Source organism: Curtobacterium sp. UNCCL17 (assembly GCF_000686685.1).
GTDB lineage: Bacteria > Actinomycetota > Actinomycetes > Actinomycetales > Microbacteriaceae > Curtobacterium > Curtobacterium flaccumfaciens.
In genome coordinates this window covers 298,715-312,118 of record NZ_JMLI01000017.1, presented here as the reverse complement: position 1 = coordinate 312,118, position 13,404 = coordinate 298,715, and the positions used below count along the sequence as shown (strand labels likewise).

Sequence of the window (13,404 nt, the reverse complement as noted above, 5' to 3'; positions counted from 1 at the left end):
GTTACGCGCGGTGTTCCCCGCGGCCCTGGACGCGACCATGCTCCTGAGGCATGCCGAGCCAGACCACCGTCACCGCGCCTCCAGGCCGTCCCGCCGCACCGTCGACCACCGCGACCCGTCGTCGGGTCGCCCTCGCGTCGTTCGTCGGGACGACCGTCGAGTACTACGACTTCTACCTCTACGCGACGGCCTCGGCGCTGGTGTTCGCACCGACGTTCTTCCCGTCCGTGACGCCGGCCGTCGGGGTCATCGCGTCGTTCGCGACCTACGGCGTCGGGTTCGTGGCGCGGCCGCTCGGCGGTGTGATCGCCGGCCACCTGGGTGACCGGATCGGGCGGAAGAAGCTGCTCGTCGCGTCGCTGGTGCTGATGGGCATCGCGTCCACGTTGATCGGGGTCATCCCGTCCGCCGCGACCATCGGGGTCGGTGCCGTCGTGGCCCTCGTGTTCCTTCGGCTGCTGCAGGGCGTCGCGGCCGGCGCGGAGTGGGGCGGCTCGGCACTGCTGTCCGTCGAGCACGCGCCGGAGCGGCACCGGGGGCTGTTCGGGGCGTTCACGCAGATGGGGTCGGCCGGTGGGATGCTCCTGGCGACCGGGGTCTTCACGCTCGTGCGGTCCCTGCTCGGCACCGAGGCGTTCCTGGCCTGGGGCTGGCGGCTGCCGTTCCTGTTCTCGGCGGTGATCGTGGCGGTCGGGCTCGTGATCCGGCTCGGTGTGCAGGACGCCCCGGTGTTCCAGGAGCTGCGCGCCTCAGGTGGGGTCGAACGGTTCCCGGTGTGGCAGGCGATCCGGCAGCACCCGCGGTCGATCCTGGTGACGGCGGGTCTGCGCCTCGTGCAGCCGGCGCTGTACTCGGTCCTGACGACGTACTCGCTGACCTACCTCGGCAACGTGCGCGGGCCATCGGGCTCGGACGCGGGGCTGCAAGCCGTGCTCGTGATCTCGGCGGTGTCGCTCGTGTCGACGCCGTTCTGGGGGTGGCTGTCGGACCGGGTCGGGCGGCGGGTGCTGACGATCTGGTCGGCGGTGGGCATCGCGGTGCTCATCTGGCCGTTCTTCGCGTTCCTCGACGCCGGGCCGCTCGTGCTGCTGCCGCTCGTGGCGCTGATCGGGATGTGCGTGTTCCACGACAGCATCTACGGGCCGCAGGCGGCCTGGTTCGCGGAGCAGTTCCCGACCGGCCGGCGGTACTCGGGGATGTCGCTCGGGTACCAGATCGGGTCGATCTTCTCGGTGGGGCTGACGCCGCTGCTGGCCGCGGTGTTCGTGCAGCTCGGGGGCGGGTCGCCGTGGATCCTGTGCGGGTACCTCGGGGTGTACGCGGTGCTGACGATCGTGGCGGCGGTGTTCGCGGTGGATCCGCGGGCGGTGGCGCGGCGGGAGGCGCGGGCGGGCGCGGGTGCGGCGGGCGCGGGTGCGGGCGCTGCGGGCTGACGTTTCGCGCTGGGCGACAGTTCTCGCCTTCCGGAGGCCGTGAGGTGTCGCTGAGCGCGAAACCTCGGTGCTCGCCGCAAGGCAACGCGGGCCGGCGCCCTACGTCCGCAGGACCACGTCGGCCAGGGCGGCCGGGTCCTCGGCGGCGATGAAGGCCTGTTCCTGCGCGGCCCAGCGGTCCCACTCGCGCGCGAAGACCTCGCCGTCGCGGCCGATCGCCCGGTCCCACCGCACGGCGTCGTCGGCCTCGAGCCACACCCGCAGGGACGCCAGCGGTGCCGACGCCCGGGACAACGCCCCGCACCCCTCGACCACGATCGGCAGGTCGGGGTCGACCGACGCCCAGTCCGTGGGCGCGTCGGCCGCCCAGTCCCAGCGTCGGAACCCGCTCGGCGCTCCGAGGACGTCCGTCACCACGGCATCGGCAGCCGCACGCAGGCCGTCCCACCCGGGGTACAGGTCGTCCAGGTGCACGAGCTGCGCACCGAGCTGCTCTGCGACCTGTGCTCCGAGGGTGGTCTTGCCCGTGCCGGACCGGCCGTCGATGAGCACGACGGCGCGCCGACCCGTGGCAGCGGCGACACCGGCGGCAGCAGCGGCCAGGCCGGGGGCGAGATCACCGGCGGTCGTACCCGTCGCGCGCTCGCCGTCCGTCGTGCCGGCGGCAGGCGTCGCGTCAGGCACGCCACGTCCCGACGCTCACCGCGACGGCGATCGACACCACGCCGATGCCGACCAGCACCGCCACTATCGCCCACTCCGGCCCGGCGAACCGTGCGACCCGCGCCCAGGTCCGCCGTCCGGGAGCACCGAACCCCCGTGACTCCATCGCCACCGCCAACGTCGTCGCCCGGCGCAACGCGAGCACGAGCAGCGCGAACGCCATGGTCGCTCCGCGGCGGAGCCGCCCGGAGTCGGCGAGTCCTCGGGCACGCCTGGCCATCGCGAGCTGTCGCCAGTCGTCGACGAGCAAGGTCATCATCCGGACGGCGGCGAGCGCTCCGAGCACGAACCGCGCGGGCAGCCGGAGCACCTGCGCGAGCCCGTCGGCCAGGTCGGTCGGGTCGACCCGTACGAAGAGCGCGATGGCCGGCACGCCCACCGCGAGGACCCGGAGTGCCGTCGCCAGCGCGAGCGTGAGCGACCCGTCGGTGACGTGCGCGAACCCGAGGTCGAACCACTCCCGACCCGAGGGCCTGCCGTACAGCGCGATGCTCACCGCCGTCAGCGGCACCGCGACGAGCACCGGTGCGAGTCGGAGCAGCAGGGTCCGGACCGGCAGGCGCAGGAGCGGCAGCAGAGCGAGTTCGAGCGCCAGGGCGACGGCGGCGGAGACGACGTCGAGGCTGAGCACCAGGCAGACGCCGAGGGCGAGCACACCGATCAGGGAGGCGACCGGCTGGACGCCGGGGATGCCGGTCGCGCGGGCCTGCAGCGGTCGTCGCGCCGGGTCCGTTTCGTCGGTTCCGTCCGCCGCGTCCGCCGCATCCGCCGCGTCCGCCGCGTCCGCCGCATCCGCCGCGTCCGCCGCGTCCGCCGCGTCCGCCGCGTCCGTCCGGTCGTCCGTGTCGGTCCGGTCTGGAGGCCCGGGGCAGCGTCCGGCTGTCGGTCCCGTCTCCGGGGCGGTCGCGACCGACGGCCCCCGGTCGCGCCCGACGGTCCGGGCGCCGTCCGGCCCGAGCACGACCTCGTCGGCGTCGAGTGCCCGGACGAGGTCGCGGTCGTGGGTGACCGCCACCACCGAGGTGCCATCGTCAGCCAGGGCCCCGAGCCGCCCGACGACGGCCTGCCACGTGGCTCGGTCCTGCCCGGAGGTCGGTTCGTCGAGCACGACGACCGGCGGCCGGGCGGCGATGACCGAGGCGATCGCGAGTCGTCGTTGTTCGCCCCCGGACAGGGTGAAGGGGTTGGCGTCGGCCAGGTGTGCCAGCCCGAACTCGTCGAGCAGCGCGGTGGCTCGTTCGGCGGCGTCAGGCGCATCGAGTGCTCGGGGGCCGGCCTCGATCTCCTCGCGGACGGAGCGGGCGACGAACTGGTGCTCGGGGTCCTGGAACACCGTGCCGATCCGGGCGGCGAGTTGGCGGCTCGTCCAGGTGTGCGGCGCTGCGCCGAGACCGTCGGCGAGCGTGTCGGTGGCGTCGAGCTCGCCGGCGGCCGGTGCCAGCAGGCCCGCGAGGGTGAGCCCGAGCGTCGACTTGCCGACGCCGTTCGGGCCGGTGACCGCGAGGACCTGCCCTGCCCGGAGCCCGAGGTCGATGCCGTTCCCGACCGCTTGCTTCCCCCGTGCCGTGCCGAGCCCCCGGGCTTCGAGCAGCACCGCCGCCGCGCCGCGCTCTCCCTCGCCGAGCGGGCGGAATGCCGCGGTCGCCCCGCTGGACGTCCCGGGCATTTCGCCCGCTCGTCCGCGCGCACGCCGCAGCTGCCGAGCCGAACCACGCGCCGGCTCGGCACCGGGCACCCAGACCCCGGCCGCCGTGAGCGCCTCGCCGTGGTCCGCCAGCACCCGGGCCGGCGGGCCGTCCGCGACCACGCCGCCGCCTGGTTCGAGCAGCACGAGCCGATCGACCAGGTCCAGCCAGGTGCCGATCCGGTGCTCCACCACGAGCAGCGTCGCCCCGGTCTCGTCGAGCAGTGCCCGGACGGCGTCGTGCACCTGCGCCACGCCGTCCGGGTCGAGGTTCGCGCAGGGTTCGTCGAGCACGAGCGCACCCGGCCGCATCGCGAGCACGCCCGCGAGCGCCAACCGCTGCCGCTGCCCACCGGACAGCTGCGCGGTGGAACGGTCGAGCGGCAGGTCGAGGCCGACGACGTCGAGCGCCGTCCGCACCCGGTCCCAGGTCTCGTCGCGGGGGACGCCGGCGTTCTCGCAGCCGAAGGCCACATCGTCGCCGACGCGGGACATCACGGTGTGTGCCTCGGGGTCCTGCATGACGAGACCGACACGCCCGCGGACCGCGCGGGGGTCGGCCTCGTCGACCAGGAGTGTCCCCTGCACCGAAGCAGCGGTGTCGTCGGTGGCGTCGGGCTCGTCGGGCAGCACGCCGGCCACCGCTCGCAGGAGCGTCGACTTGCCGGCACCGGACGGCCCGACGACGGCGACCCGCTCCCCCGGCTCGACGGTCAGGTGGACGTCACGGACGGCCCAGGCGTCTCGCTCCGGGTACCGCCAGCCCCAGCCACGGAACACGATCCGCGCCCCGCGGACGCCAGCACCTGCGCCGGCGTCGCCGCCGGTGGAAGGGGACGTCGCCGACGGAGCGCGCACGGTCACACCAGGGCGCGGGGCTCGCGGCGGCTGTGCTCACGGCCGGCCGCGAAGGACGACAGCACCCCGGTGCGGGCGAGAGCCCGGACGATCAGCCACGAGCCCGCCCCCGCGATCACGGCACCGGAGATGACCGCACAGATCACGTAGACGACCTTGAAGGCGACGTCGAGCCCCGGGTACCAGAGGACGGTGTCGTTGATGCCGAGCGCGAGTCCGGCCGCGGCACCGGCGAGCACGACGACCGGCAGGCGGTAGACGCGGTACAGGAACAGCGCGAGGACGATCTCGGCGCCGAGACCCTGGACGAGCCCGGCCTCGAGCGTGAGCCATCCCCACTGGGTGCCGAACAACGCCTCGACCGAGGCGGCGACCATCTCGCCGTAGAGCGCGGCGCCGGGCTTGCGGACGACGATCGCGACGATCGGTCCGGCGAGCAGCCAGACCCCGCCGAACAGGGCCTTCGTGCCGGGGAGCACGAGGTCCATGACGGCGCTGATGGGTTCGTAGCCGAACTCCCAGAGCCGGAAGACGACTCCGAGGGCCACCGCGAGGACACTCGCGACGACGATGTCGACGACCCGCCAACGCAGCGATCGCCGCGGAGCGGTGGTGACGGTTGTGGACGTGCCTGAAGGCATGCTGCTGACTCCTCCCTGCGCCGGCATGATCCGGATCAGGTTCGACGGTCGGAGCGCCGATCGCTCCCTCTCAGCCCGGCGGTCCCGGACTCCCGTGTGTGTGCCAGCAGTCTAGACGCGGTCGCGACCGCGTGACGGACGGGAGGCCCGTGGCGGCGTCGCCACGGGGCTCCCGTTGCGTCAGGTGCTCACTTCTTGAGCGCGCGCACCAGCTTGCGGAGGACACGCCCGGCCACCCACACGAAGGGGATGCCGACGACGATCAGCGAGATCGGGTTCGGCTCGAACACGAGGTCCTTGCCCGGGCGGCGGACGTAGGCGCCGACGGGGGCCGACAGGCCGCCGCCACCGCCGCCACCGTTCTCGTCGTCCCCGCCACCTCCGAAGCCGAACCAGCTGACGGACACGGGGATGAGGGTCTGGTCGCCGACCTCGACGGGTTCTCCGTAGTTCGTGGAGACCCCGAGCGGGCGGACCTGGTCTGCGATCTTCGAGACGATGTTGGCCATGCGCGCGACGCTACTCGTCCGTTCCTCCACAGGCCGCGGGGCGCCGTGGGCATCCACAGCTGGGGCTTGTCTGCGGACGCGGACGAGCGCCGCCGATATGTTGGCCGCACCCACACCTGGAGGACCGTTTGCACACCTGGCCCGGAAACCCGTACCCGCTCGGGGCGACCTACGACGGGAGCGGCACGAACTTCGCGCTGTTCTCCGAGGTCGCCGAGCGCGTCGAACTCTGTCTGTTCGATTCCGACGGCAACGAAGAATGCGTCCGCCTGCTCGAGGTGGACGCCTACGTCTGGCACGCGTACCTCCCCAACATCGGCCCCGGGCAGCAGTACGGCTTCCGCGTGCACGGCCCGTACGACCCGGACTCCGGCGCGCGCTGCAACCCGTCGAAGCTCCTGCTCGACCCGTACGCCAAGGCGACAAGCGGCGAGATCGACTGGGACCAGTCGCTCTTCTCGTACACGTTCGGCGACCCGGACTCGACCAACGACGAGGACTCCGCGTCGCACATGATGAAGGGCGTCGTGATCAACCCCTTCTTCGACTGGCAGGGGGACCGTCCGCCGCGCACGCCGTACGGCGAGACCGTCATCTACGAAGCACACGTCAAGGGACTCACCGAGACCCACCCCGACGTGCCGGAAGAGCAGCGCGGCACCTACGCCGGCGTCGCCCACCCGGCGGTCATCGATCACCTGCAGCGTCTCGGCGTCACCACGCTCGAGCTCATGCCGGTGCACCAGTTCGTGAACGACTCGACCCTGCAGGACAAGGGGCTGTCGAACTACTGGGGCTACAACACCATCGGCTTCTTCGCGCCGCACTCGGCGTACTCGTCGTCGGGCGACCAGGGCCAGCAGGTCCAGGAGTTCAAGACGATGGTGCGCGAGCTGCACCGCGCCGGCATCGAGGTCGTCCTCGACGTCGTCTACAACCACACCGCCGAGGGCAACCACCTCGGCCCGACGCTGTCGTTCCGCGGCATCGACAACGCGGCCTACTACCGCCTGGTCGACGACGACAAGAAGTTCTACATGGACTACACGGGCACCGGGAACTCGCTCAACGTCGGGCACCCGCACTCGCTGCAGCTCATCCTCGACTCGCTCCGCTACTGGGTGACCGAGATGCACGTCGACGGGTTCCGCTTCGACCTCGCCTCGGCGCTGGCTCGCGAGTTCTACGAGGTCGACCGGCTGTCGGCCTTCTTCGAACTGGTGCAGCAGGACCCGATCGTGTCGCAGGTCAAGCTGATCGCCGAGCCGTGGGACGTCGGCCCCGGTGGCTACCAGGTCGGCAACTTCCCGCCCCAGTGGTCCGAGTGGAACGGCAAGTACCGCGACACCGTCCGTGACTTCTGGCGCGGCGAGTCGTCGACGCTCGGCGAGTTCGCCTCGCGGATCTCCGGCTCGGCCGACCTGTACGAGCACGACGGCCGCACGCCCAAGGCGAGCATCAACTTCATCACCGCGCACGACGGCTTCACGCTGTACGACCTGGTGGCCTACAACGAGAAGCACAACGAGGCCAACGGCGAGGACAACAACGACGGCGAGAGCCACAACCGGTCGTGGAACTCCGGAGCCGAGGGCCCGACCGACGACGAGGCCGTGAACGCCCTGCGGCTGCAGCGTCGCCGGAACTTCCTGGCGACCCTGCTCCTGAGCCAGGGTGTGCCGATGATCGCGCACGGCGACGAGCTCGGCCGGTCGCAGTCCGGCAACAACAACGTCTACGCGCAGGACTCCGAGCTCAGCTGGATCGACTGGGACAGCGCGGACGAGGACCTCATCCAGTTCACCGCCGACGTGGTGAAGCTGCGGCACGACCACCCCACGTTCCGCCGGACCCGGTACTTCAACGGCCGCCCGGTCCGACGTGGCGAGGGAGAGCCGCTGCCCGACGTGGTGTGGCTGACCCCCTCGGGCGACGCGATGGACCCCGAGGACTGGGACTCCGGCTTCGGCAAGAGCGTCGGCATGTACCTGAACGGCGAGGGCATCCGCGGACGCGACGCCCGTGGTGAGCGCGTCACCGACGTCGGCTTCATCACGTACTTCAACGCCCACGACGACGTCGTGACCTTCACGCTCCCACCCGAGGAGTACTCCCCCGGCTGGACCGTCCGGATCGACACCGCCGACCCCGGCGCCCGCGACGAGGTGCTCGACGCGGGTACCCCGCTCGACGTCCCCGCCCGGTCGATGATCGTGCTGCGTGCCGAGCCCGACCACGAGGTCACCAGCACTCCGGTCGACGCCGAGCAGGACGGCGCCCCCGAACCGGACGCCCCGCAGGACGCCGTCACACCGGTGAACCCGGCCGGTTCCACCGCACCGAGCGGAACCGCCCGATGACCGCCGGAACGCCCGGCGCCGCGAACCGCGTCCCCGCGTCGACCTACCGGCTGCAGGTCTCGGCCGACTTCGACCTCGATGCCGCACGCGACCTGGTCGACTACGTGCACGACCTCGGCGCCGACTGGCTGTACCTGTCGCCGGTGCTGCAGGCCGAGTCCGGGTCGAACCACGGCTACGACGTGGTCGACCACACGCGGGTCGACACCGACCGTGGCGGCGACCAGGCGATGCGGGCGTTGGCCGAGGCCGCGCACGCCGTCGGCCTCGGGGTCATCGTCGACGTGGTGCCGAACCACGTCGGCGTCGCGACCCCCGAGTCGAACCCGTGGTGGTGGTCCCTGCTCGAACTCGGGCAGGGCTCCCCCGTGGCCTGGGCCTTCGACGTGGACTGGGAAGCCGGCGACGGCAAGCTCCGCGTCCCCGTGCTCGACGACCGGCTGCTCGAGGCGGTCACGCTCGACACGTCCGACGCCGAGCGTCCGGTGCTCCGCGTCGGCGAGACCGCGTACCCGACCGCCCCCGGAACGGTGCACGACGGCGACACCGTCGAGACCGTGCACGACCGCCAGCACTACGCGTTCGTGCACTGGAAGCGCGCCGACCACGACCTGAACTACCGCCGGTTCTTCGCGGTGAACACCCTCGCGGCGATCCGCGTCGAGGAGCCCGAGGTCTTCGCGGCCTCGCACGGGGTCATCGGCGGCTGGTTCCGCGACGGACTCGTCGACGGCCTGCGCATCGACCACCCGGACGGGCTGTACGACCCGGCGGGCTACCTGCAGGACCTGGCGGAGCTGACCGGCGGGGCCTACACCCTCGTCGAGAAGATCCTCGAGCCGGGCGAGCAGCTGCCGAGTTCGTGGCCGGTCGACGGCACCACCGGGTACGACGCCCTCGGGGTGCTCGACCGCGTGTTCGTCGACACCGCGGGCGAACAGGCGCTGACCGCGGCGTCGGGCGCCGAACCGACCGACTGGCAGCAGCTCACGCACGACACCCGACGGGGCATCGCGGACGGCATCCTCGGCAGCGAGGTCGAGCGGCTTGCACGCCTGCTCGCACCGAGCGCCGTGACGGAGACGATCACGCACGAGCGGATCGTCGACGCGGTCGCCGAGATCGTGGCCTCGTTCGACGTGTACCGCACGTACCTGCCCGAGGGCGCCCACCACCTCATCACCGCGCTCGAGCGTGCCGCCGAGGCCCGCCCGGACCTCGACGACGTCATCGACCGGATCGCACCGGCACTCGTCGACCCGACGAACGCGGCAGCGGTCCGACTGCAGCAGACCAGCGGCATGGTGATGGCGAAGGGCGTCGAGGACACGGCGTTCTACCGCACCTCGCGCCTGTCGTCCCTGAGCGAGGTCGGCGGCGACCCGAGCGTCTTCGCGGTCTCGGTCGCGGACTTCCACCGGGCCCAGCGCGAACGGCTCGGCAGCTGGCCGCACACCATGACGACGCTCACCACGCACGACACGAAGCGCAGCGAGGACACCCGCGCCCGCATCGCCGTGCTGGCCGAGCTCGGCGACGAGTGGGCCGCCACGCTCGAGCGTCTGCAGTCGCTCGTGCCGTTGCAGGACCGCGTGTTCGCCGACCTGCTCTGGCAGGCGATCGTCGGCGCCCGGCCCGCCAGCCGTGAGCGTCTGCACGCGTACGCCGAGAAGGCCTCCCGCGAAGCCGGCGACAGCACCACCTGGACCGAGCCCGACGAGGCGTTCGAGCAGCAGATGCACGCGATCGTCGACGCCGCGTTCGACGACCCGGACGTGGTCGCCGTGCTCGACGCCCTCGACGAGCAGATCGACGCCGCCGGGTGGTCGAACGGCCTCGCCCAGAAGCTCGTGCAGCTCACAGCCCCGGGTGTTCCCGACGTCTACCAGGGCACCGAGTTCTGGGACCGCTCGCTCGTCGACCCCGACAACCGTCGTCCGGTCGACTACGCCGAGCGGCGTCACGTGCTCGCCGAGCTCGACGGCCCGGACGACGACGGCCCCGAGGACCTGCCGGCCATCGGCATCGACGGTGCCGCGAAGCTCCTGGTCACGACCCGCGCACTGCGCATCCGTCGGGACCGCCCGGAGCTGTTCACCCGGTACCTGGAGCTCGAGGCCACCGGCAGCGCGGCCGACCACGTCATCGCGTTCGACCGCGGCGGTGCCGTGACGATCGCGACGCGTCTGCCGATCGGCCTCGACCGGGTCGGCGGTTGGGGCGACACGCTGGTGCACGCTGTCCCCGTCGAGCGCATCGACCTGCTCACCGGCCGACGCGTCCCCGCCGACCGCGGGATCGCGCTGGCCGACCTGCTCACCACCTACCCGGTCGCGCTGCTCGTGCCCGCCGACGCGGTCGGTGCAGCCGGCCACGCCGACGCGGTGACCGCCGTGTCCGACGCGAGCGGTGCCTCCCGGCCCGCCGCCGACCGCACGCCGGACGCCACCGAGACCGACGCGCAGGCCGAGATCGACATCCTGGAGGGTCACGCATGACCGCACCTGACCGTTACGCCGTCTGGGCGCCCGAGCCGGACCTGGTCCGGCTCGTCGTCGACGACGTCGAGTACCCGCTCACCAAGGGCGACGACGACTGGTGGTCCACCGACGCCGTGATGCCGGTCGTCGGCGCACGGTACGGGTTCCGCATCGGCGACGACGACGCGGTCCGACCGGACCCGCGCAGCCGCTACCAGCCCGAGGGCGTGCACGGCCCGTCCGAGGTCGTCGACCCCGCACGGTTCGCGTGGACCGACGAGTCGTGGACCGGACGCCCGGCCCGCGGCGCCGTGATCTACGAGATGCACGTCGGCACCTACACGCCCGAGGGCACGCTCGACGCCGCCGCCCAGAAGCTGGACCACCTGGTCGAGCTCGGGGTCGAGTTCGTCGAGCTGCTCCCCGTCAACGCCGTCAACGGCGAGTGGAACTGGGGCTACGACGGGGTCGGCTGGTTCTCCGTGCACGCCCCGTACGGCGGCCCGGACGCCTACGACCGATTCGTCGACACCGCGCACGCGCTGGGGCTCGGGGTCATCCAGGACGTCGTCTACAACCACCTCGGACCGAGCGGCAACTACCTGCCGCTGTACGGCCCGTACCTGCTGGCCGGGCTCGGCAACACCTGGGGTGACTCGGTGAACGTCGAGCACCCCGAGGTCCGCCGGTACGTGCTCGACAACGTGCGCATGTGGTTCCGCGACCACCACGTCGACGGGCTCCGGCTCGACGCCGTGCACGCGATCCGCGACACCACCCGCCCGCACGTGCTGGCCTCGATGGCCGACGAGACCGACGCCTACTCGTCCTTCATCGGGCGTCCGCTGTCGCTCATCGCGGAGTCCGACCTCAACGACCCGGTGATGTTCCGCCCGCGCGAGGCCGCCGGGTACGGCCTCGCCGGGCAGTGGTCGGACGACTTCCACCACGCCGTGCACGTGGCGCTCACCGGCGAGACGAACGGCTACTACGCCGACTTCGCTCCGCTGTCGGCGCTGGCGAAGGTGCTCGAGGACGGCTTCTTCCACGACGGCACCTGGTCGTCGTTCCGCGGCAAGCGGCACGGCCGGCCGATCGACCGCGGGACCTCCCCCGCGACGGCCCTGGTCGTCGCGAACCAGAACCACGACCAGATCGGCAACCGCGCCGCCGGCGACCGGCTCGCCGCGACGCTCGACGACGAGGGGCTCGTGATCGCCGCGGCCCTGACGCTGCTCGGGCCGTTCACGCCGATGCTGTTCATGGGCGAGGAGTTCGCGGCCTCGACACCGTGGCAGTTCTTCACCTCGCACCCGGAGCCCGAGCTCGGCAAGGCCACCGCCGAAGGGCGCATCGCCGAGTTCGCCGAGCACGGGTGGGACGAGTCAGCGGTGCCGGACCCGCAGGACCCGACGACGTTCACCAACTCCAAGCTCGACTGGGCCGACGTCAGCTCGGAGCGCGGTGCGGCGATCCTGCGTGCCTACCGGGTGCTCATCGCCCTGCGGCGCACCGACCAGGCGTTCGTCGACCACCGCTACGAGGCGAACGCCGTCCGCTTCAGCGAGGACCGGCGTTGGCTGGTGCTCACCCGCGGGCTGCTCGGCCCCGATGTGGCTCCGGTGCACGTCGTGGTGAACTTCGCCGACGACGCAGCCGAGGTCCCGGTGCCCGACGCCGTGGGCGAGGAGCTCTACGGCTTCGGCGCGACCGAGGTGGATGCCGGCGTCGTCCGGTTCCGCGGCCGCGGCGTGGTCGTGCTGCGCTAGCCAACCGCGTGCTGCGCTAGCCGACCGCGTGCTGCGCGAGCCAACCGCGAGCCGCAGCTCCGCACGCACGAACTCCGCACGCACGAACGGCGACGAACCCACCGGGTCCGTCGCCGTTCGTGCGTTCGTGTGTCCCCGGCCTCAGCCGGCGTGGTCGGAGACCGCGTGCGCGTTCTTCCGCACCGAGGGCAGCTTGCGGTGGTCCTTGAGCAGGGACCGGGTCTCGCGGATCCGGCGGTCGATGCCCCACTTCGTCACGAGCGCCAGGCTCTCGCGCACGATGTTGCCGCTCATCTTCGAGACGCCGAACTCCCGCTCGGTGAAGGTGATCGGCGTCTCCACGACCCGCAGACCCGCCTCGAGGGCACGCCAGCACAGGTCCACCTGGAAGCAGTACCCCTTCGACGCCACACCGGCGAGGTCGATCCGCTCGAACGCCCGCGACGTGAAGACCCGGAACCCGCCGGTGGCGTCGCGCACCGCGATGCCCAGGGCGAGACGCGTGTAGAGGTTGCCACCGCGCGAGAGCAGGAGGCGGTACCAGGGCCAGTTCTCGACCTTGCCGCCCTTGATCCACCGGGAGCCGAGCACCAGGTCGTTCGAGTCCGCGAGCTCGAGCATCCACGGCAGGTACTCGGGGTGGTGGGAGCCGTCGGCGTCCATCTCGACGAGCTTGGCGTAGCCGTGTTCCAGGCCCCACGCGAAGCCGGACAGGTACGCGCCCCCTAGGCCGTCCTTGACGGTGCGGTGCATGACGTGCACCCGATCGGTCTCGCGGGCGATGGCGTCCGCGATGTCGCCGGTGCCGTCCGGTGAGTTGTCGTCGACGACGAGCACGTGCACGGAGTCGTCGGTCGCGGCCAACGTGCGCTCGACGATCGGCCGGACGTTCTCGGCTTCGTCGTAGGTCGGGATGATGACCAGGGTCTCGCTCATGGTGCTCCTCG

9 protein-coding genes and 1 riboswitch are annotated in these 13,404 nt (G+C 72.2%); of the genes, 4 read left to right on the top strand and 5 right to left on the bottom strand.

Going from position 1 to position 13,404, the window contains the following annotated elements:
• Positions 1 to 50 precede the first annotated feature (50 nt).
• The gene (locus BR70_RS0101565; protein WP_027464640.1) at positions 51 to 1,433 is read left to right on the top strand and encodes an MFS transporter; all 1,383 of its coding nucleotides are present in this window, start codon (positions 51 to 53) and stop codon (positions 1,431 to 1,433) included.
• 99 nt (positions 1,434 to 1,532) lie between these two features.
• Here the strand turns inward: BR70_RS0101565 and BR70_RS0101560 are convergent, their stop codons facing one another.
• The 4 genes from BR70_RS0101560 to BR70_RS0101545 all read right to left on the bottom strand — a co-directional run bounded on the left by BR70_RS0101560 (position 1,533) and on the right by BR70_RS0101545 (position 5,848).
• Positions 1,533 to 2,117: a nucleoside/nucleotide kinase family protein gene (locus BR70_RS0101560; RefSeq protein WP_231495613.1), complete on the bottom strand. Its 585-nt coding sequence runs from the start codon at positions 2,115 to 2,117 to the stop codon at positions 1,533 to 1,535.
• Positions 2,110 to 4,698, bottom strand: coding sequence for an ATP-binding cassette domain-containing protein (locus BR70_RS0101555; protein ID WP_197019597.1), 2,589 nt, complete (start codon positions 4,696 to 4,698; stop codon positions 2,110 to 2,112). Before BR70_RS0101555 ends, BR70_RS0101560 begins: the two co-directional genes overlap by 8 nt.
• A 2-nt stretch (positions 4,699 to 4,700) precedes the next feature.
• Positions 4,701 to 5,339 carry an ECF transporter S component gene (locus BR70_RS0101550; RefSeq protein WP_027464637.1) on the bottom strand — a complete coding sequence of 213 codons (639 nt, stop codon included), beginning with the start codon at positions 5,337 to 5,339 and terminating at the stop codon, positions 4,701 to 4,703.
• Positions 5,334 to 5,445: riboswitch (TPP riboswitch) on the bottom strand. (Overlaps the previous gene by 6 nt.)
• 82 nt (positions 5,446 to 5,527) lie before the next feature.
• The gene (locus tag BR70_RS0101545) at positions 5,528 to 5,848 is read right to left on the bottom strand and encodes a hypothetical protein (RefSeq protein ID WP_027464636.1); all 321 of its coding nucleotides are present in this window, start codon (positions 5,846 to 5,848) and stop codon (positions 5,528 to 5,530) included.
• 128 nt (positions 5,849 to 5,976) lie between these two features.
• Here BR70_RS0101545 and glgX point away from each other — a divergent pair, with 128 nt between their 5' ends.
• From glgX to treZ, 3 genes are read left to right on the top strand one after another with little or no spacing between them, the layout of a single operon-like run.
• On the top strand, positions 5,977 to 8,208 hold the full coding sequence (gene glgX / locus BR70_RS0101540) for a glycogen debranching protein GlgX (RefSeq protein ID WP_027464635.1): 2,232 nt from the start codon (positions 5,977 to 5,979) through the stop codon (positions 8,206 to 8,208).
• Positions 8,205 to 10,706 (top strand): malto-oligosyltrehalose synthase, encoded by a 2,502-nt coding sequence (treY, locus tag BR70_RS0101535; RefSeq protein WP_027464634.1) that lies wholly within the window; start codon positions 8,205 to 8,207, stop codon positions 10,704 to 10,706. Before glgX ends, treY begins: the two co-directional genes overlap by 4 nt.
• On the top strand, positions 10,703 to 12,457 hold the full coding sequence (treZ, locus tag BR70_RS0101530) for a malto-oligosyltrehalose trehalohydrolase (RefSeq protein ID WP_027464633.1): 1,755 nt from the start codon (positions 10,703 to 10,705) through the stop codon (positions 12,455 to 12,457). The genes treY and treZ overlap by 4 nt, the downstream gene beginning before the upstream one ends.
• Positions 12,458 to 12,598: 141 nt before the next feature.
• On the opposite strand, the gene BR70_RS18985 is transcribed toward treZ, so the two are convergent.
• The gene (locus BR70_RS18985; protein WP_035807608.1) at positions 12,599 to 13,393 is read right to left on the bottom strand and encodes a polyprenol monophosphomannose synthase; all 795 of its coding nucleotides are present in this window, start codon (positions 13,391 to 13,393) and stop codon (positions 12,599 to 12,601) included.
• Between the last annotated feature and the right edge of the window lie 11 nt (positions 13,394 to 13,404).

What these genes read in the sequence shown, in the direction of transcription:
- BR70_RS0101565 (WP_027464640.1), top strand. Translation starts at nt 51, where the DNA reads ATGCCGAGCCAGACCACCGTCACCGCGCCTCCAGGCCGTCCCGCCGCA.
- BR70_RS0101550 (WP_027464637.1), bottom strand. Translation starts at nt 5,339, where the DNA reads ATGCCTTCAGGCACGTCCACAACCGTCACCACCGCTCCGCGGCGATCG.
- BR70_RS0101545 (WP_027464636.1), bottom strand. Translation starts at nt 5,848, where the DNA reads ATGGCCAACATCGTCTCGAAGATCGCAGACCAGGTCCGCCCGCTCGGG.
- treY (WP_027464634.1), top strand. Translation starts at nt 8,205, where the DNA reads ATGACCGCCGGAACGCCCGGCGCCGCGAACCGCGTCCCCGCGTCGACC.
- treZ (WP_027464633.1), top strand. Translation starts at nt 10,703, where the DNA reads ATGACCGCACCTGACCGTTACGCCGTCTGGGCGCCCGAGCCGGACCTG.
- BR70_RS18985 (WP_035807608.1), bottom strand. Translation starts at nt 13,393, where the DNA reads ATGAGCGAGACCCTGGTCATCATCCCGACCTACGACGAAGCCGAGAAC.